The sequence below is a fragment of the Pseudomonas sp. WS 5503 genome, assembly GCF_012985385.1.
Taxonomy (GTDB): domain Bacteria; phylum Pseudomonadota; class Gammaproteobacteria; order Pseudomonadales; family Pseudomonadaceae; genus Aquipseudomonas; species Aquipseudomonas paracarnis.
On sequence record NZ_JAAQWI010000013.1, the window covers coordinates 135753 to 155473 of the forward strand.

Genomic DNA, 19721 nt, shown 5'->3' on the forward strand with positions numbered 1-19721 from the left:
CCGGGTCGCGTAGACCACCGTCATTGGGTGAGGCAGCGTGGGCGGGACCGTGATCGTGGTGGCTCGGTGGAGTGGGCATAGCTATTTCTCTTCCTTGTTGGTTCCTGCCTGATCGCCATGGTCATGTCCGCCATGTCCATGTCCAAAAAAATGCATCAATGGACAGATCAACAGGATGAGGTAGGGCAAATACGGATAAACGTGGGTGAAATGTTCCCGCACCCCGTAAAAGGCACCGATCGCAATGAGCATGATCAGTACAACGCCTGTTTTGCGCCTCCAAAATGGTGGGGAGGTGCTTCCAGCCGGATGCTGATGCTTATCCATGATCTAGACCCCGTGTGTGAGCGTGTTGCTCTGATCTCTGCCTCAGAGCATAGCGAACTCTTGCGTCGACGCGGTTTTAGCGGTCGGTTCAGGCTTACTTCAAGTCAAATTGACCGACCATCCCCGACTGGTAATGACCTGGCACGTTGCAGGCAAATTGAAGTCCAGTTGTGTTGTTGAAGGTCCAGATCAACTCCTTGGTTGCCCCTGGCTCGATCAGCACGCTATTCGGGTCGTTGTGTTCCATTCCAACCATCTTCATGCCTCCCATGCTATGGCCCATGTTGCCCCACATTTTTCCAGTTCCGGTGGGTGTAAGCGTTCCATTCTGGAACATGCTCGCCATTTCTTTTTGGTGCGCCGCGTGAGCAGCGGCTTGGCCGATATTGAACTCGTGCAGCAACGCCCCTTTGTTGTGAAGTACAAAGCGAACCGTTTCACCGGGCTTTACGTCGATGCTTTTAGTTTTGAAGAAAATATCACCCATCTCTACATCAACCGTGCGAGTGACCTCTGAGGCGACTCCAGGCTGACCGATATCCTCTTTCCCATGACCTACGCTGGCCATCGCCGTAGCGCCGAGGAGTAGGGTGATTGCCGCAATAACTGGAGTAATGAGCTTAGTTTTCATGGTGACCTCGAGAGCCAGTGGAAAATACTAGCTATGCTAAAGGGATAGAGCTGAGCGTTAACTGACTTGAACACTACATTTCTGTCAGTTTTCCTGAGAAAACACGGCGCCCAGATGACGCCGTGTCTAGTGGGCGGTTCAGAGAGCCCCGTAGGAGTTATTCGGTTACTGATGGTTCTCAGAAAGCATCAGTTTGTGCTCGCGCTGCATTTGGTTCAAAACGTCATCAACCATGGCGTCGTGTTTTTCCATCCAGGCGAGATGTTCCTGAGGTGACATTGATGCTTTTGGATGATCTAGATGAAGCTGGCCCATGATCTCGCCCAGTATTTTCATATGCTCGGCCATGTGAACATGGCGCTGCCCTTCAGGAGCTTTTTCAGCTTGTACCAAGGTCGCTTCGGCTTTATCGCGCAGGCTTTCCATGCGCTCCATAATCCGATCTGCACCACCTTCAGCCAACGCAGATGCTGAGATGAGTATCGAACTAGCAAAGAATAGGACTTTTAAACGGTTCATGAGGAAGCTCCTTTTTGATTTGTTTTCCGGCTCCTCTAGCTTTCATGGTTAAGAGTCGGTCGAGCACCAGAAAGTACTCATGCTCGAACCCTAGACAGCACTCGCTGACATCTACCTGAAGCCAATATTACTTTTCTGTCAGTTGCTGGTTGGCAGAGGCATTTCATTGCAGACTCAGCCTCACAATTATTCGAGAGCCATCCCCATGAGACTTCTGGTTGCGGAAGACGAACCCAAAATAGGTATTTATTTGCAGCAAGGACTCACCGAGGCGGGGTTCAATGTTGATCGTTTTACCAATGGCAAAGACGCGCTTCAGCACGCCTTGAGCGAGGCGTATGACCTGCTGATTCTCGATGTGATGATGCCTGGGCTGGATGGCTGGGAAGTACTTCAGAAAGTGAGAGCATCCGGAAAAAATGTCCCTGTGCTTTTCCTCACGGCGCGAGACCGAGTTGAGGATCGGGTAAAAGGACTTGAGCTGGGGGCTGACGATTACCTGATCAAACCCTTCGCATTTTCTGAATTGCTGGCTCGCGTCAGAACGCTGCTGCGTAGAGGTACCACTGCCCCCTCCCAAACCCATATGAAATTGGCTGATTTGGAGGTGGACCTCCTCAAACGCAGGGTTATCCGCGCAGGCAAACGTATAGATCTAACGGCCAAAGAGTTTGCGTTGCTCGAATTGCTGCTCCGTCGTCGAGGTGAGGTTCTGCCCAAGTCGCTTATTGCTTCCCAGGTCTGGGACATGAACTTTGACAGCGATACTAACGTCATCGAGGTTGCTGTCAGGAGGCTCAGAGCAAAGATTGATGATGATTTTGAGGTCAAGCTTATCCACACCTCTCGAGGCATGGGGTACATGCTGGATGCGCCGGATTCGGGGACGGGGTCGGAATGAAGCGAATGTCCCTGACTACGCGCATGAGCCTGATGTTCATGCTAGCTGTAACGGCTGTGCTCACCGTCGCTGGACTCAGTTTTAACAACCTCAGCCGGCATCATTTCAAGATGCTGGATCAGCAGGCGCTGAACGAAAAGCTTCACTCGACGCAAAGAATTTTGACTGGGTTGAACAGCATTGATCAATTCAGTGATGTTAAGCCTGAGCTGGAGGCACTGCTTGGTGCTCATCGTGATTTGACAGCTCTTATCATCGATGGTGACGGTAAGCTCCTGTTTGCTGACCCAGGTCCGATCGTAGTTCCTGAAGACTTCCGAACGGTCACAAACAGCAATGTCTGGGAGTGGCGAGACCAGGAGCAGATATTTCGAGGCGTGACGGCGCAAGCCATAGTGACGGGGCAGGACAAGCCATTGACAGTGATGTTGATCTTTGATGTTACTCAACATATGGCCTTCTTCGAGACGCTTGAACGATGGTTTTGGATAGGACTGGTGATAAGCGCGCTGGTCAGTGCTGCACTGGGCTGGATGGTAGCGCGTAGTGGACTACGACCTATTCGCCTAGTCACTCAGGTAGCAGCTTCGATGTCAGCTAAATCGCTCAAAGAGCGTATTCCATTAGGTCCCGTTCCCCAAGAGCTCCAGCAGATGGTGCTCTCGTTCAACGCAATGTTATCTAGACTGGACGATGCGTTTGTTCGTTTATCGAACTTCTCTGCGGACATTGCTCACGAATTACGGACACCCATTAGCAATTTGATGACTCACACTGAAGTGATTTTATCTAGAAAAAGAAATATTGAGGACTACGAGGACAATCTGTACTCAAATCTTGATGACTTGAAACGTATGGGACGTATGATTGATGACATGCTTTTTCTAGCGAAATCAGATAACGGTCTAATTACACATGAAAACAAACCGATTGACCTGGTAGCAGTAGTAGAGAAATTACTCGAGTACTACCGTTTGCTGGCTGATGAGCGAGGGATCGACCTGAAGGTCACAGGCAGGGGTAGCGTCCGAGGTGACGTACTCATGCTCGACAGGGCCATCTCTAATCTGCTCTCAAATGCGCTCCGGTACACCCCCGAAGGAAAGTGTATTACTGTCGATATTCGGCAGAAAGGAACTTCAATATCAGTCTCTGTGGAGAACCCGGGAGAGCCCATTGCGTCCGAGCATCTTGAAAAGCTGTTTGATCGATTTTATCGCGTGGACCCAGCTCGCAGAGAAGGAAGTCCAAGTAATGCAGGGCTAGGTTTATCGATTACTCGATCTATCATTGAAGCGCATGACGGAAAAATATGGTGTACGTCGTTAAACGGAATAACAGCCTTTCATATTGAACTCCCATGTGCTGATGCAAGAAAGGTCTAAGACACCTTGTTCATATGTATGCAGGCAACATGTGGTTAGCTCAATAGGATCGTTTTTGGATGAGAGAAAACTCTTGGAGCGTTCCAAAGAAAGTCGCGTATTTGGCGCCGTATCCGGGCAGATCAGTGCCAAAAACCCGCCCCAAGCTGACTGAAATGTAATCGAACAGTTTGCGTTCATGTGGCATCGTGTACTCGCACTGTGACGTTGGAAATCTTGTGATTCCTCCCTGTCCAGCCGGCCCTAGAACACGGAATTTGCTAGGTATTCGTCAGTGGTTTTAACGAGCGTCAAAAAGTAAAAAACTAGATATTCCCTAAAAACCTAGAACCAACAGCTTTTGCTGTCAGGAGTCTTGCATGTCATTCCTTAAAACTACCACCGTAGCTGTTGCGCTGACTGCGGGTTTGCTTCTGAGTGCAGTTGCTCAGGCGCATCCAAAGCTGGTTTCTTCTACTCCCGCTGAAGGATCGGATGCGGCGGCTCCGTCTAAAATCGAACTGCACTTTTCTGAGAATCTAACGACTCAGTTCTCTGGTGCAAAGCTGATTATGACCGATATGCCTGGTATGCCGAATTCACCTATGGGCGTAAAAGCTAACGTGGCAGGTGGCGGTGATCCGAAGACGATGGTTATTACACCCGCATCGCCATTGACCACGGGTACTTACAAAGTCGAATGGCGTGCCGTTTCCTCGGACACTCACCCGATTACCGGCAACTTTTCTTTCAAAGTGAAATGATTCATGAGCGACTCATTAAATATCGTTGTTCGCTTTGCTCTTTATTTCGACCTGATGCTGTTATTTGGACTGGCAATTTTTGGTCTTTATAGCCTCAGGGGAAAAGAAAGAATATCGGGAACAGTTTTGAATTTTGAGTCGCTTCTTTACAGTACTTCTGCTGTAGGTGTAGCTCTGTCCCTTGCCGCCATGTTGTTACTTGCGAAAGCAATGAGTGGCGTGTCGGGTTTCATGGAGCTACATCACCATATCTTTCAAATGGTTCTCATGGGGACTGACGTCGGTTTGACCTGGATGGTCCGAATAGGGGCGTTGGTGACGGCCATTATTGGCGTTTCCCTGAACAAGCGCTTTCCAACACTGAGTCTTTGGATTGTCACTGTCTGTGGCGCGATTGCGCTAGCGACGCTGGCATGGACAGGGCACGGAGCAATGGACGAGGGGAGCCGTCGCTACTGGCACTTTATTAGCGATATCTTCCATCTTTTGGCCGCAGGCGGTTGGTTGGGTGCGCTAGCGGCATTTGCCCTGCTGCTGCGTTTGAAATCACTGAAAGGTGAGCGAGAAGCACGAATTCTTGCTCGGGTACTGACAGGGTTTGAATCGGCCGGCGCGGTGATTGTAGTGATCATCAGCATTACGGGAGTGGCGAACTACCTATTTATCGTTGGGCCAAATCTCGATGAGGTGATGCTCAGCACTTATGGCGAGTTGCTATTTTTGAAGGTCCTGCTCTTTGCCGGGATGATCGTATTAGCGACGCTCAACCGTTTTCACCTAAGCCCGCTCTTGGAACGTTCTGTTCGAAATGGAGACTATGCTGTCGCGGTCAATGCCTTGCGCCGTAGCATGAAGCTCGAATTTTCAATGGCAGTCATCATTATTTGTCTAGTCGCATGGTTAGGTACTTTAAGCCCGGTCATGGAAATGAGCGCGGCATAGCGGTTGGTGATGGCCGACTAAGGAGTCTCAAGGGTGAATTGTAAGGGCCATTTGCACCGTCTACACTCCAGCTCATGAAACGCTACCTGCGGTTTTGCCTAATTTTCCTGATTAGCTTGGCGCTTCCCCTCAGCGGGATGGCGGGTGTTCAGACATCGATTGAACCATGCCCGATGAAAACCATGGGCATGGCGATGATGGATGGTATGGGGCAAGACTGCTGCCACGACATGAAAAGTCCCACCGAGCATGGCAAACCTTGTAAGCCCGGTCAGGAATGCAAAACTGGCGGCATGTTGCAAGTATCGATCATCAAGCCTCCTATCACCCTGTCCAGTCCTCTCATTCTATCATTCTCCAGCCATTTCCCGCTCGTACAAACCTCTTCAGGGGTATGGCGACCCCCACGTACTTGATTCCTGTACCACACTGAGCCTCATTCCGCGTTAGCGGGATGGCATATCTGCGCGCATGTCTTATGAAGCGCGCGGTGGATCATCACAGGAATCGTGAACATGAACTCCAAGTGCTGTTGCACAGGTTGGTCCTTCCTGGCCGGCCTGGCGGCAAGCGTACTTGCATTGCCGAGCTTCGCTAGCGCATTGACATTCGATGAAGCGCTGCGTCTGGCCGAAAACAATGCACCATCGTTGACCGCACAAGACGCCAAAATTCAAGCAGCCACTAGCGCGGCCATTCCCGCCGGCGAACTACCCGATCCCAAGCTACTGCTGGGCGTGCAGAACTACCCCATTGGTGGACCCGACAGATGGAGCATCGACCAGGACTTCATGACCATGCAAGTGGTCGGGATTAGGCAGGAGATGCCCAACAGCGACAAGCGCAAAGCACGTATCGAGGTCGCGGATGCGGCTGTTGATCGAGCGTCAGCCGAGCGTCGAGTGGCGCGTCTGAACGTCCGACAGTCCACGGCATTAGCCTGGATCAGAAGCTACTCGGTTGAGCGTAAAGATGCGTTGTTCCAGGACTTCTACAAAGAAAACCGTCTTCTGACCGATACCGTCAGAGCTCAGATTGCGGGTGGCCGAGCCCAACCCGCCGATGCGGTGACACCTAAACAGGAAGCTGCTCAACTGGCTGAGCAGCAGGATGATTTAGTTCGTCAACGTGCACAGGCCCGGGCCGCCCTCAAGCGCTGGATTGGCCCTGCCGCCGATGACAAACCGGTAGGCGGTTTGCCTGATTGGCCTATTGAGACCTCAGGTTACTCCCATAAGCTGCAACATCACCCCGAATTAGCGGCTTTTGTGCCGATGACCCGTGAAGCACAAGCCAAGATCCGTGAAGCTGAGGCGGAAAAGCAGTCTGACTGGAGCTGGGAATTCGATTATCAGCACCGAGGCCAACAATTCGGTGACATGGTCAGCGTGCAGTTTTCATGGGATCTCCCGCTGTTCCCTAACTCTCGGCAAAACCCCAAGATTGCGGCCAAGCACGCCGAACTAAACCAGCTTGAGGCTGAGCGCGAAGCCCTGTCACGCGAGCATACCCAGCAACTGGAGGATGAGTTGGCTGACTACGAGCGCCTCAATCGTGCAGTCAGCCGTAATCAGGAAAGCTTGTTGCCGTTGGCTAAAGAAAAGGTCGAACTCACGATGGCCAGCTACCGCTCCGGCAAGGGTGATTTGAACTCGGTTGTTGCCGCCCGACGCGAACTCATCGAAGCCCGTCTCAAGCAGGTTGACGTTGAAGAGCAACGTGCCCTGACCAGCGCTCGCCTGTATTTCTCTTACGGGGAGTCCGCTCAATGATTTTTAAATTATGGAAAGGGACTTTAATCATCGGCATCTCGATTGCCTTGGGTGTTGCCGGGGGTTACTGGTTAGCCCAACCGCGAATGAGCGGAGTAGCTGGTGTCGTACCGGATCATGAACCCAAAGCCTCTGCCGATCGAAAAGTTCTGTATTGGTATGATCCCATGTACCCACAACAGAAATTCGATAAACCGGGTAAGTCACCCTTCATGGACATGCAGATGATCCCTCAATACGCAGATACCAAGGGGGACAGCGCTGCCATTCGAATTGATCCAAGCCTGACTCAGAACCTTGGTGTGCGACTGGCTAGTGTCAGTCGAGGCGTATTTGCCTCGACACTGAACGTGGTAGGTGTGCTGGCCTTCAACGAACGGGACGTTGCAGTCATTCAGGCCCGTACAGCGGGTTTTGTCGAGCGTGTGTATGCCCACGCACCTGGTGATGTGCTGAAAGCGAATGCCGCCTTGGCAGATATCTTGGTGCCGGAGTGGGCAGCTGCTCAGGAGGAATTTCTCGCCCTCAAGCGTAGTGGCGATGCTGGCTTGCTGACAGCGGCCCGGCAGCGACTGCGGCTAACCGGAATGCCACTTACGTTAATTGCTCAAGTTGAGCGCACTGGCAAAGTTCAATCGAACCTGACGCTGACCAGCCCTATTGGTGGTGTGCTTCAAGAGCTGAGTGTGCGTGAAGGTATGACGGTGGCCGCAGGCGAGACGTTGGCTCGTGTTAATGGTTTGAGCAGTGTCTGGCTGGCCGTGGCTGTACCAGAGGCGGAAGCTGGGTCAATCGTAGTAGGGCAAGCAGCTGAAGCGCGTTTATCCGCATTCCCTGGAGTTGTGCTCAAGGGCGTCGTCAGTGCGATTCTTCCGGAAACCAGTTCGGACAGTCGCACACTTCGCGTTCGAGTTGAGTTACCCAATCCAGATGGCCGACTCAGACCAGGTTTGACCGCACAGGTAAGCCTCAATCGTTCAACGGAGCAAAGTGTTCTGTGGGTGCCGAGCGAGGCCGTCATTCGTACCGGTCGACGTGCGTTGGTCATGCTCTCTGAAGACGCTGGTCGATATCGCCCGGTGGAGGTGCAGCTAGGCCAGGATAACGATGGCAAGACGGCGATATTGAAAGGCTTGGAAGAGGGGCAGAAAGTGGTGACCTCTGGCCAGTTCCTGCTCGACTCGGAGGCCAGTCTCAAGGGCGTTGTCGCAAGCTCATTGGACGTTTCGCCATCTACTATGCCCGTTGGCGCTTTGCATGAGGCCGATGGTCAGATCGTTGAGATCAACGACAAAGAAGTCACGCTCGCCCACGGTCCCTTCAAGACATTGGGTATGCCAGGCATGACGATGACTTTCCCTCTCGCCACTCCTGCTCTGATGAAGGGCCTAAAAACGGGCGACAAGGTTCGGATCGCTGTTAGCCAGACGGACGATGGTCTGCGTGTTGAACGTCTGGAACGCTCTGGGGGCCAGCCATGATTGCGGCCCTTATTCGCTGGTCGGTGGCCAACCGCTTTCTTGTGTTGCTGGCGACGCTGTTCGTCACGGCATGGGGGATCTGGGCGGTTCAAAGTACGCCCATCGATGCATTGCCAGACCTGTCGGATGTTCAGGTAATTATCCGTACACCTTACCCAGGCCAAGCCCCACAGATCGTCGAAAACCAGGTGACCTATCCACTGGCAACCACCATGCTCTCGGTACCTGGGGCCAAGACTGTGCGCGGTTACTCCTTCTTTGGCGACAGCTTCGTTTATGTGCTGTTCGAAGACGGAACTGACTTGTACTGGGCCCGCTCGCGGGTGTTGGAATACCTGAGCCAGATACAAAGCCGCCTACCAGCCAGTGCTAAGCCAGCCTTAGGACCTGATGCCACTGGCGTTGGCTGGATTTTCCAGTACGCGTTGGTTGATCGCAGCGGTGGGCACGATCTGGCGCAACTGCGAGCCCTACAGGACTGGTTTCTCAAATTCGAGCTCAAGACGCTGCCGAACGTTGCGGAAGTTGCCACCGTAGGTGGCATGGTCAAACAGTATCAGGTCCAGCTCGATCCGCTAAAGTTGGCGAACTTGGGTATCACGCAGTCTGAGGTGACCGAGGCGATCGGCAAAGCCAATCAGGAAACCGGTGGAGCCGTGCTGGAAATGGCGGAGACAGAGTTCATCGTACGAGCTTCCGGCTACCTAAAGACGCTCAATGACTTTCGCGCCATCCCGCTCAAACTGGGCGCGGGCAGTGTGCCGGTCACGTTGGGCGATGTTGCCACGATTCAGTTAGGGCCTGAGATGCGTCGAGGCATTACCGAACTCGACGGTGAAGGTGAGACCGTCGGCGGCGTGGTGATTCTGCGCAGCGGGAAGAATGCTCGTGAAACCATTGCGGCGGTCAAAACCAAACTCGACGAGCTGAAAAGCAGTCTGCCGGCGGGGGTTGAAATCGTCACCACCTACGACCGCAGCAAGTTGATTGATCGTGCCGTGGAAAACCTCAGCCACAAGCTGATCGAAGAGTTCATCGTCGTCGCGTTGGTCTGCGGAATCTTTCTCTGGCACCTGCGTTCATCTCTGGTGGCAATCATTTCCCTGCCGGTTGGGGTGCTGATCGCCTTCATCGTGATGCGCTATCAGGGTATCAACGCCAACATCATGTCCCTTGGCGGGATTGCCATCGCCATCGGCGCTATGGTCGACGCTGCCGTGGTGATGATTGAAAATGCCCACAAGAAGGTCGAGGCTTGGCACGTGGCCAATCCTGGGGAGGAACTGAAAGGTGAACGTCATTGGCACGTGATGACTGAAGCGGCTGCCGAGGTAGGACCTGCATTGTTCTTCTGTCTGCTGATCATCACCCTGTCGTTCATTCCGGTGTTCACGCTGGAGGCTCAGGAAGGACGTCTATTCGGTCCATTGGCGTTCACCAAAACCTACGCTATGGCCGCAGCGGCTGGACTGTCGGTAACTCTCGTACCGGTGTTGATGGGGTATTGGATTCGTGGACGAATTCCCAATGAGCAGCAGAATCCGCTAAATCGCTGGTTGATCCGGATCTACGAACCCGCTCTGGACGCCGTATTACATCGACCTAAAATAACGCTGCTGGTTGCGTTGCTAGTCTTTGTCAGCGCGTTGTGGCCGATCTCTCGTCTGGGTGGTGAGTTTCTTCCCCCGCTGGACGAAGGGGACCTGCTCTATATGCCATCAGCTCTGCCTGGATTATCGGCGCAGAAGGCCGCGCAACTGCTTCAACAGACTGACCGTCTGATAAAGACAGTTCCAGAGGTCGAACACGTTTTCGGCAAAGCCGGCCGCGCTGAAACCGCGACTGACCCAGCACCTTTGGAAATGTTCGAAACCACCATCCAATTCAAACCACACGAACAGTGGCGCCCAGGCATGACCCAGGAAAAGCTCGTTGAGGAGCTAGACCAAGCGGTGCGTGTCCCAGGATTGACCAACATCTGGATACCGCCGATTCGTAACCGCATCGACATGCTGGCCACTGGCATAAAAAGCCCTATTGGTGTGAAGGTTGCCGGTACCAACCTGACGGAGATCGATGCCGTCACCCAAGCCATCGAACGTGTTGCCAAGGATGTCTCAGGTGTGAGTTCAGCGTTGGCCGAACGACTGACCGGTGGCCGCTATATTGATGTGGATATCGATCGTAAAGCTGCGGCCCGCTATGGGTTAAATATTGCCGATGTGCAATCGATCGTGGCCGGCGCAATCGGCGGTGAAAACGTCGGGGAGACGATTGAAGGGTTGGCTCGTTTCCCAATTAACGTACGTTACCCTCGTGAGTGGCGGGATTCACTCGGCGCTCTGGAGCAGTTACCTATCTATACCCCTCTAGGCAGCCAGATCACTCTTGGCACCGTTGCGAAGATCAAGGTCAGCGATGGTCCGCCGATGCTTAAGAGTGAGAACGCCCGACCTTCAGGCTGGGTGTATATCGACGTGCGGGGACGGGATATTGCTTCGGTAGTCGCCGATCTACGACGGGTCGTCAGCGAGCAGGTTAAGTTGCAGCCTGGTATGAGCCTGAGCTACGCAGGACAGTTCGAATTTCTCGAAAGGGCCAACGCACGACTCAAGCTGGTGGTGCCTGCCACGCTGTTGATCATCTTCGTGCTGCTTTATTTAACCTTTGCTCGCTTCGATGAGGCCTTGCTGATCATGGCCACTCTGCCATTCGCACTGACTGGTGGGGTATGGTTTCTCTATCTATTGGGATTCAACCTGTCGGTCGCCACTGGTGTCGGCTTTATCGCTTTGGCCGGTGTTTCTGCCGAATTTGGCGTAATTATGCTGCTTTATCTGAAGAACGCCTGGGCTGAGCGTGAAGACCTCGGCGATAGGACCGAGCACGGGCTGATGGCCGCGATTCGTGAAGGCGCTGTCCAGCGCGTTCGGCCCAAAGCCATGACTGTGGCTGTCATCATTGCTGGCTTGTTACCCATTTTGCTGGGCAGCGGGACCGGCAGCGAGGTGATGAGCCGAATTGCGGCACCCATGGTTGGAGGCATGATTACCGCGCCCTTGCTGTCGCTGTTTGTCATTCCGGCAGCCTATCGACTGATGCGTCGCCGGCACCTCTCAGTTGAGCCCATCAATCCTCAAGAAAAAGTCGTATGAAACTGACCCTGATTGCAGTTGCAAACACCGTATTTGCGCTGTCTCTTTCGGCCCACGCGTAGGACATGCCGGGCATGAAAATGTATGAATGGAATGCAAGCTCATTTAATGACAATGGCTAAGTGATTTAACGTTCGACTTTTGCAGAGCGTCGCAGCTCTTTTTTTGAGCCAGCCAATCACGAGCTGATAATAACAATACCCCGTCAGCTGGTCCCTCAAGCTTTACGGAGCTGCCAGTCGTGTTGTCTTTAATTATCACAGTAGGAGTTGCCGTAATGCCCGCTTTGAGGGCCTCCTCGACCTGTTGGCCAACATGCCGGGCGATCACTTTGTCGGTAGCTGCACAGGACAATAAGTCCTGGTAAGTAACATCAACGACGTTCAGATGCCCATTGAAACCCTCACCGTTGCTACGGGTCCGGTCAAAAATCTGGTCAATGGCTTGCCAGAAGGCAGGTGCGCCACCAAGCGCCCCCGCACATTCAGCGAGCTTGGCTTCGTGTAATGCGGTCGGACCGTGCACATCCAGTGGCAGATGATGCCACTGCAGGTTTACATCCTTCTGCTGCTGTATCCAGGTTTTCAACGCAGGTGTGTACGTCTTGCAGTAGGGGCACTCCAGATCCGCGAACTCAGTCACAGTCCAGCGTGCTTTGGAAGGACCAAACAACCACGGGCCTGTGTTGTGCGGGGATGGTATCTCACTTCGAGTGAGGGCTAAGCAGGCCATCGATGTGCCTGCCAAAACGCACCCCAGCATCAACCAATATTTGCGAAGGCCTATCATGCCCGAGCCTCTGCTGGCTTCGATGAAAGCAGCGCTTGTTTACGAAGGGCCTCAAGAAGAGCGTTCTCAGCATTCTCGGGTTGTGGGTGCTGTAGCAGCCAATTGGCTAACACCGCGTGAAGTTGGGACTCGATGTCACGACGATCCACCGCACGAACCAAAACCTGTTGCAGTTGCTCTATCAAAACGGGGGCACACACCTCAAGGGTTTGAAGGGCGTCTTCACCCGGTTGTTCAAGCAGCTGGGTCAGACTTTCTATAAGGTTCTGGGTCAGGGAATTCAATGCTCTCATGCTTGGCGCTCCAAGGCCGTGACTTGCTCGGGGAAAGTAATGATGTGAGGTTCGATACCGCGATAGCGGTCAAGCGTTGCAGCAACTTCAATGGCCGCATCCAGCTCGCTGCAGCCTTTGGCTTGCATGATGTCGAAGCGTTGCTTTTTCTCTTCCGGCTCGGTCATGGCCAGGGCCAGATACAAACTCGGTGGTACCGCCCGGAATAACATTTCCATGCTTTTGGACAACACGACGCCCTCGGTGAATTTGCCGCTTTCTTTACGCGCTGACAGCATCATCGACTTCTGTGCAGGAGTCAGTTCACGAAACCGCGCGATCTTCTCCACCTCATCAGGCGGCATGTTTAAGCACATCCACCACTCGATCATGTTGAGCAGGGCTGAGGCCTCTGGCGGCACGTCGTCAACGTTCTGGGTGGCCATCCAGAACCAGGCGCCGAGCTTTCGCCACATTTTGGTAATCTTGACGGAGTAGGGGGATAGGAGTGGGACCTTCAACTGGATGTGGCCTTCGTCGGTGAAGCAGATCAGCGGACGGCCTTTAAACTGGTCACGCTCGGCAATGTTGTTGACCGTGTTGAGCAGGGAAATATAAGCGATGGCCATCTGTGCGCTATAGCCTTCTCGCGCATAGGTGGCAAGGTCGACAATGGTAATGTCCGCTTCTGGCCATGGGGTGCCAGGACGGTTGAACATGTCGCCTTCGGTGCCCATACAGAACATGGACAAGGCTTCCGCCATCTCCAAGAATCGTGAGCTTCGGGCGTCTGGAATACCGGGCTCGAGTCCCATTTCTCGCAGCGCTTCACGGATATCTTCCGGCAGAACGATACGTTGCTCCGTCACGCATTTTTTCGCTGCATTCAGTATGCATTGGCGGATGGCGCTACGGTCGGCACGAGTAAGACGGGCATCCTCTTTTTCTTCACCACCGGTGATCATCAGCCTGGCCGCAATTTCCATCTCGCCCAGGATGTCGCGTTGTTCATCCTCGGTCTGGCTAGTCAGATGTTCGTCCGACGCCTCAAGATCATCAGCTTGGATAATCTTCACGTTTTGGCTGGGTTCGATGAGCTTCACGGCATCAGCGAATGGCGCGAGGCTGACACCCGATCCAGGTGCAAGTCGAACCCGGTTTACCGTCAAACCCAACTTTTTGGCGAAATCACCGAGTAAGCCGAAGCTGTTGCCAGCCTCCACAATGAATAGACGTGGCCGATAGATGGCGATGATTTGGCTAAGGATGTTTGTCGCGCTGGCCGATTTACCTGAACCCGTAGGCCCGAAAATGAACAAATGCGCGTTCATCTGCCGGTCCAGCTTGTTCAGCGGGTCGAAGGTTATCGGCGCTCCCCCACGGTTAAACAGGGTAATACCCGGGTGCCCGGTTCCGGTCGACCTACCCCAGACGGGGGCCAGGTTCGCAATGTGTTGGGCGAACATCAGTTGTGCGTACCACTCCAGTGCTTTGCGCGCATTGGGGTCGAAGTTGCCGGGTAGCCATCTAAGGTAGGAGTTCAGCGGTGCCACTTCATCCCGAGGTTCCACCGGCTCCATGCCCGCACCCAGCAATGCGCTGCTGAGTTGCAAACTGCGTTCGTGCAGCTGGGCATCATCTTTACCCCGCAGGTAAAACGCTACGCTACCTCTGTACAGCTTGTGCTTGCGCCCGAGCAACTGACGGGCGGTGGCGACGTCTTCGCGTGTCAGGATCGAGGCCTGAGTGTCTCCAACTGCCTTGCGTGAAAGCTGTTCCAGATGCCCTTCGAGAATGTCCTGCGGGGTGATCACGAGAGTGATACAGAGAATGGTGTCCTCTGGCATTTTGTCGAACAGTGCGTTGAGCGCATCACCGCCCTTTCGGGTTTCACCGGTTAAGTGCCCGGTCTTGGGAGCATCCCTCAAGCGGTCAAGCATCACCACCTGATGGGGAAGGCCGTCGAAATACCACAGACCTTTCTCTATATCTGACAGTGGTTCGCGATAAAACAGGTTTTGCGAGAAGTCAGTGCCGCTGGCGAGCGGCAGCTCGCCCTCTGCAGCACCAGGTGCTTGCTTGCACACCAATTCGTAGAAGCGGCGAATATCTGCATCGGCAGGGCCAAGATGATCGGGACGTGGATTGAACCAATGAATCAGCCAATGGCGAATGGCGTGGCCATCCATGCGATGGGTTTTAATGCCGGCGTTCGCCAAGCCGCCCACCAAGCGATCGCAGATGATTTTCAGGTAAGGACCTGGTGCCTGGCCTCGCACATCCGCTTGCGCGCCTTGGGTACGGCGGTAGACAACAACACGGACGCGGCGCTGTTGGCCCCTCCAGGGCAGTTGGCTGACCTTGGTGTCTTCAAACAGCCCGCCTGGTTTGGAGATGGATTCCAGGTGTTGCTTCATCAGCTTCAAATAAAGCTCGGTGAATGCACTGCCTTGTGCGCGTGGTTGAACGTAGTCATGCAGTTGCTGAAGGTAATCGTCCCAGCTGGTTTCGTCCTGGGCATAGAGCTGAACCACCCAGGGTGAGGTTTCAAGCTCGTCGAAGGAGTCCTGGAGGGCGTTTTCCAGGGCGTCGCGGGCCTTGCGTAACCATTCGGGATCCCGACCTTCAGTACCAATCGGTGTCAGCTCAAAAAAGGCAGCACGAGACACGCCGTCTTCCAATAGCATGGCTTTTTCTGCAGGCAGGTAATCTACCCACGGCAGTAGGTCTACGAAGGAGGGGTTGACGTGGTATAGACGGTCAGCATCAGCGGTTGTGGCTGGCTTTTTCTTTGGGTTACGCCAATCGCTCGGCGAGGGAATACCCATGGCAGCAAGGCGTTCGTAGTAACGCTCTGTAGCAGCCTCAAACGTCTCGGTTGCTGGTCCCTGCACATCGTCAGATAACGGCGAACCTGGTGTTACGCCAGGTTCCACACGCTCTGTCGCCCGTCGCGTTTTGAATCGTTCAAAAAAACCCATCAATATGCCTCCGTGCGTTCGCCAGGCATGGCGTATTGCACCCGCTGATACAGCGGAAACACCGTGGTGTAGCCTGGGATCGGTGCCGGGTCTGAACCCGCTAAATGAGGAAAGACGTACATCACCAGGTCGGGATTGGGTAGGCGTTTAAATTGGCTGTAGATCTCGTTTTGTGCGGTACGTGTGAACATGGTGTTGTCTGTTTCCCTCGTCTCCAGAGGCCGACGAAGATCTTGGCGTGCATCGAGCAATTGGCGGCTGCTCGAGCTGCTTGAGCCGCTGGAGCCTTGATCCCAAACGTCCATCATTGTGCGGTCCCCATGGGGGAGCAATTCGTCTTTGTTGGTGGAACAGGCCGAGGCGAGTAGGGCGATGGCCAGGTATGCACCTAGTTTTAAGCCATGATTAGTCAAGCGCAGTCGAAACATGACGGGCTCCTGAGCGATAGTTGACCTTGCGGCCATTGAGTTCGTAATCGATGGTCAGTTGCTGGTCCAGGTGCACAGCTATCTTTGCCCCGGGTTGTACATACACCGCTGCGAAGGCTTGCCCGTAGAGTTTGTTGACCCAGCTGGAGACGTCATTGACGCCCTGGCCAATAATTTTGCCCATGGCTTCACTGCCCGAGCCGCCGACAGAACCGATGGTCCCGGACTGAGGGTTTATAAAAGAGCCGCTGTTTCCATCTGACTTGATGAGGGAGGCAGCACCTGCGCCGGCGGCGGTAATCAGTACCTGCGAGCCAATGTATTGCGAGGCGTTGCTTTTGCGGTCGCCACTGATACAAGGAATGCCATAGGCATCGCTTATCCAGCCCAGGCCACCCTGAATGGTGGTTTGGTTGCCATTGTTCTGATTGTTACTATTTTGACTGCTATTCGTTTCTTCCTGAGGTTGTGGCAGCGTGCGCACAGTGCCGTCATTGAAGACGAACGTCAGGCTTTTGATCTGACCGCGTACGCAAGACAGGGTCCAATCGCCGGAAGCCGTTCCGCTGGCCACCGCGCCGGCGACGTCGGGCAAGTCGATGCCGTTGGCCGTGAGATTGTCCGGCCCGATCAATACCTTGAACGGGTAGGGGTCGTTGACAGTGCCGTCAATGGGCACCCGGCCGATCAGCGCGGACATGGCCACCGAACCCATCAATGTCGAGTTCTGCGGCAAGGTGTAGACCTTGCGCACCTGTTTGCGGGCCTCCTGTGGCGAGATTTCATTCGCAACACTTTGAGCGCCCGTGCGCAGTGCATTTTGTCCTCGGTCCACGGACTCGCCAAAAGAGGTCGGGAAGTTGAAGCCGCTTGCCGTTTGATTTGTCCCTGCAGCGATGGGCTTGCCGTTGACATCGACCGGCGTTGCGTCCTGCGGCTCTATCCAAACAACGTCCGCGCCAGGTCCGCCTTTGAAGCCTTGACCGTCACCTGGCTGAACGCCGAAGCCGATCGGCAAATCAGATCCAGACTCATTGCCACTGCCCGATTTGCTGCTCAGGGTATTGTACTGCTGCTGCAGTGTGTCCAAGAGGGTTTGGCTCTGTTGTTGCGCCTCCTGCTTCATCGTTTGCTGAACGTTCTGCAGTTTGTTATCGACGTTGAGGTCGATGTTCTGCAGGCGTTTTTGCAGCTCGATGTTCTGTTGCTTTAGTTCGTCATTGTTCTTCAAAGCATTGGAGACTTGGTCCTTGAGTTGTCTGCTTTCCACGACAATGGTGCGCAATGTGTCGCTGGGTGTATCTCCGTCAACCCCAAGCTTTTTAGCCTCCTTCGTACTAAGTACAACCGTTTCCGGCGCATGAACCTGTTGGTCGGCACTTTCGCGATTGAATAATTTGACCACTACGTATATCGCCAGGATCGCGAACGGTATGACCAGGTATTTAACAAGTGGATTACTCTTCACGACGGCCTCCCTTCGGATCGATCTGGCTGATGGCGGCCGGCAATAACGATTCGGCTAGACCATGACCACGGGTCACCAAGTAGACCGTCGAGGTGTCGCTGGAATCACCTTTGGCGCCAAGGTAGGGATGCTGAAAAGTCGCGGTGACAAAGTCACCCATCAGGTCACGCGGATCCAATGTGAGGTTTTGGGCGCTTGTGTTACGTAGCTTCACCGCCGTGACCCAATACTCGTCTAACCGCCACGACCCCAACGCAGAGGCTTCGACCGGCAATATCGGCATTAGGGTGGTGAGGTCCAAACCGCGCTTCAGATTGATCTGAGCAATCCCCTCCACGGGCTCAACGGTGCGTAGGGGCGCGTAAAGCATCTGTGCGGCATAGCGCGTCATGACCACCGGAAGAGGGGTCTCACGACGCGGTTTCGGCGCGTCCTCATCCTCCTCGGCTTGAGCGCTGGCTTGGGCCGTGGAAGAAGTTGAATGGTTGCTTGTAGGTTTGGCGTTGACTTGGCCGTAACGCGGGGCGGGACTGTCCCCGGCTACAATTTTAGCCGGCTCGGATGCGACCTGATTTGGTTTCCCTACCGTTGCGATGATATCCACGAGCATGATCTCACCGGAGTTCATGTTCTGCAGCTGTAAGCGAGTCGGTTCAATCGGCTCTTTCGCCAACAGGTAGAGGGCACCACCGGTGCTCTGCACGCGCAGTTTGTCGACGAGGTTACGAGGCAGACCCACCCGTACGTTTTGGTCCACAAAGACAATACGCTCCTGACCCACGATCAAGGGCAGTGCTATAGGGATACGATCCCAGCGCAGGATTTCGACGGCGTTGGCCAACCCGCAGAAGTGAAGGGCTACGAGCCCGATGATCAGTAGGCGGCGTGTCATCATTTGCCTCCTGCTCTGGTCGTTTCTGCGGAGACTTCGATGCGTTGTGGATTACTGCTATAACAGTCCCAGGCCAAGCCGAATGGGTTTTTTTCGGGATCGACGTCGAATCGGATAATTCTTAACGGATAGCGAGCAAATGCCCGCTTTACGCGCTCCCCGCCGTAGTGCTCGTCAGCGGTGATGTCCAGGTTGACGGTCCAGTCATTGATGCTGTGCTGTTCAATATGTTGCTCAGACTTATCGTCGATGCCTCTGCCTGGAATTTCAAATACACCCCGCTCACGTTTGCGCAGTTCCCCGCTATTGCGGCGTAGCTCGAAATCTTTCTGCAAGTAGGCTTTGCAGCTGGGAGTCAGGTAGCTTTCCAAGCGGGTAATGTTGTCCTCGTAGTCGGTTTCACCGTCAACGGGCCAACGGTTCATCTGCTGAAAAATGTACAGACCGAAGGCGTATACCGACTCCGGTGGAATATCCCACCACTTACGGGTGCTACCTGAACGTAGATCTGGAGGTACATGAACAGTTAGGTCACGCGGTGCGCTCTGCCAGCCATAAGCCATGTACAGACCCAGGGCAATGAGAAAACCAATGACCATGCGCAGGCTGTTAATGTGGGCCAGTTGGGCGTCTACTTTTTTACGGTAAGTCATTGAACCTCCGTTCGATGACAGGTCCACGCACCTGTACGAGTAATCAGCAGGGCTTTATTCCAGGTAGGAAAGAACCGCGCGATGTTCAATTGCATCTGGCGGTATAGCCATGTATCAGGTCGGCCGCGTTTCCACCGACGCAAGAAACGACTGGCAAGAAACAGCCCTAGGACAGCACAGAGCATGGCGGCGCCGATGATAAGTGCCCAAATCTGGGTCAATATCGCGGCCGGAATACCGATAACCAGCCCTGCGCCGGTGCTCAACGCCAAGGTGGCCCACATTTCGTCAGCGGTAAGGCCGCCCATGATGACTGGCTGATTGTTCAATCGCACAGGGAGGAAAATCAGGGTCCCATCGTCTGAGAGTTCTGTCATGGCCA

Annotated in this window: 19 protein-coding genes; 8 read left to right on the forward strand and 11 right to left on the reverse strand. The window is 54.0% G+C overall.

Features of this window, described 5'->3' with window-relative positions; genetic code table 11:
- Positions 1–81: 81 nt before the first annotated feature.
- The 3 genes from HBO10_RS27825 to HBO10_RS27835 all read right to left on the reverse strand — a co-directional run bounded on the left by HBO10_RS27825 (position 82) and on the right by HBO10_RS27835 (position 1477).
- The gene (locus HBO10_RS27825) at positions 82–327 is read right to left on the reverse strand and encodes a DUF2933 domain-containing protein (protein WP_032899631.1); all 246 of its coding nucleotides are present in this window, start codon (positions 325–327) and stop codon (positions 82–84) included.
- Positions 328–421: 94 nt separating this feature from the next.
- Positions 422–958 carry a plastocyanin/azurin family copper-binding protein gene (locus HBO10_RS27830; RefSeq protein WP_008437431.1) on the reverse strand — a complete coding sequence of 179 codons (537 nt, stop codon included), beginning with the start codon at positions 956–958 and terminating at the stop codon, positions 422–424.
- Positions 959–1123: 165 nt separating this feature from the next.
- Complete coding sequence (locus HBO10_RS27835; RefSeq protein ID WP_008437430.1) at positions 1124–1477, reverse strand: co-regulatory protein PtrA N-terminal domain-containing protein; 354 nt, start codon at positions 1475–1477, stop codon at positions 1124–1126.
- 205 nt (positions 1478–1682) lie between these two features.
- On the opposite strand from HBO10_RS27835, the gene HBO10_RS27840 reads away from it, so the two are divergent.
- The 8 genes from HBO10_RS27840 (at position 1683) to HBO10_RS27870 (ending at position 11856) form a co-directional block, all read left to right on the forward strand.
- Positions 1683–2378 carry a heavy metal response regulator transcription factor gene (locus HBO10_RS27840; protein WP_008437429.1) on the forward strand — a complete coding sequence of 232 codons (696 nt, stop codon included), beginning with the start codon at positions 1683–1685 and terminating at the stop codon, positions 2376–2378.
- Entirely contained in the window at positions 2375–3763 is a 1389-nt protein-coding gene (gene copS, locus HBO10_RS27845) for a copper resistance membrane spanning protein CopS (RefSeq protein ID WP_034128047.1), read from the forward strand. The genes HBO10_RS27840 and copS overlap by 4 nt, the downstream gene beginning before the upstream one ends.
- 359 nt (positions 3764–4122) lie before the next feature.
- Positions 4123–4506, forward strand: a complete 384-nt coding sequence (copC, locus tag HBO10_RS27850; protein WP_008437424.1) for a copper homeostasis periplasmic binding protein CopC — start codon at positions 4123–4125, stop codon at positions 4504–4506.
- Between the two features lie 3 nt (positions 4507–4509).
- A complete protein-coding gene (copD, locus tag HBO10_RS27855; RefSeq protein WP_008437423.1) occupies positions 4510–5448 on the forward strand; it encodes a copper homeostasis membrane protein CopD in 939 nt (312 codons plus the stop codon).
- Positions 5449–5522: 74 nt separating this feature from the next.
- On the forward strand, positions 5523–5864 hold the full coding sequence (locus tag HBO10_RS31510; RefSeq protein ID WP_073844967.1) for a hypothetical protein: 342 nt from the start codon (positions 5523–5525) through the stop codon (positions 5862–5864).
- A 99-nt stretch (positions 5865–5963) separates the two neighbouring features.
- On the forward strand, positions 5964–7220 hold the full coding sequence (locus HBO10_RS27860; protein WP_008437421.1) for a TolC family protein: 1257 nt from the start codon (positions 5964–5966) through the stop codon (positions 7218–7220).
- Positions 7217–8701 (forward strand): efflux RND transporter periplasmic adaptor subunit, encoded by a 1485-nt coding sequence (locus tag HBO10_RS27865; RefSeq protein WP_008437420.1) that lies wholly within the window; start codon positions 7217–7219, stop codon positions 8699–8701. The genes HBO10_RS27860 and HBO10_RS27865 overlap by 4 nt, the downstream gene beginning before the upstream one ends.
- Complete coding sequence (locus tag HBO10_RS27870) at positions 8698–11856, forward strand: efflux RND transporter permease subunit (protein ID WP_008437418.1); 3159 nt, start codon at positions 8698–8700, stop codon at positions 11854–11856. The genes HBO10_RS27865 and HBO10_RS27870 overlap by 4 nt, the downstream gene beginning before the upstream one ends.
- Positions 11857–11961: 105 nt before the next feature.
- On the opposite strand, the gene HBO10_RS27875 is transcribed toward HBO10_RS27870, so the two are convergent.
- The 8 genes from HBO10_RS27875 to HBO10_RS27910 are packed head-to-tail and all read right to left on the reverse strand — an operon-like array spanning position 11962 to position 19716.
- Positions 11962–12645, reverse strand: a complete 684-nt coding sequence (locus tag HBO10_RS27875) for a DsbA family protein (protein WP_008437415.1) — start codon at positions 12643–12645, stop codon at positions 11962–11964.
- On the reverse strand, positions 12642–12938 hold the full coding sequence (locus tag HBO10_RS27880; RefSeq protein WP_008437414.1) for a hypothetical protein: 297 nt from the start codon (positions 12936–12938) through the stop codon (positions 12642–12644). Before HBO10_RS27880 ends, HBO10_RS27875 begins: the two co-directional genes overlap by 4 nt.
- A complete protein-coding gene (locus HBO10_RS27885) occupies positions 12935–15898 on the reverse strand; it encodes a conjugative transfer ATPase (protein ID WP_024073351.1) in 2964 nt (987 codons plus the stop codon). The genes HBO10_RS27880 and HBO10_RS27885 overlap by 4 nt, the downstream gene beginning before the upstream one ends.
- Complete coding sequence (locus HBO10_RS27890) at positions 15898–16326, reverse strand: TIGR03751 family conjugal transfer lipoprotein (protein WP_008437412.1); 429 nt, start codon at positions 16324–16326, stop codon at positions 15898–15900. The genes HBO10_RS27885 and HBO10_RS27890 overlap by 1 nt, the downstream gene beginning before the upstream one ends.
- Entirely contained in the window at positions 16304–17794 is a 1491-nt protein-coding gene (locus tag HBO10_RS27895; RefSeq protein ID WP_024073352.1) for a TIGR03752 family integrating conjugative element protein, read from the reverse strand. The genes HBO10_RS27890 and HBO10_RS27895 overlap by 23 nt, the downstream gene beginning before the upstream one ends.
- Positions 17784–18686: a TIGR03749 family integrating conjugative element protein gene (locus tag HBO10_RS27900; protein ID WP_008437410.1), complete on the reverse strand. Its 903-nt coding sequence runs from the start codon at positions 18684–18686 to the stop codon at positions 17784–17786. The genes HBO10_RS27895 and HBO10_RS27900 overlap by 11 nt, the downstream gene beginning before the upstream one ends.
- A complete protein-coding gene (locus tag HBO10_RS27905) occupies positions 18686–19339 on the reverse strand; it encodes a PFL_4703 family integrating conjugative element protein (RefSeq protein ID WP_020302977.1) in 654 nt (217 codons plus the stop codon). Before HBO10_RS27905 ends, HBO10_RS27900 begins: the two co-directional genes overlap by 1 nt.
- Positions 19336–19716, reverse strand: a complete 381-nt coding sequence (locus tag HBO10_RS27910) for a TIGR03750 family conjugal transfer protein (protein WP_008437403.1) — start codon at positions 19714–19716, stop codon at positions 19336–19338. The genes HBO10_RS27905 and HBO10_RS27910 overlap by 4 nt, the downstream gene beginning before the upstream one ends.
- Positions 19717–19721 lie beyond the last annotated feature (5 nt).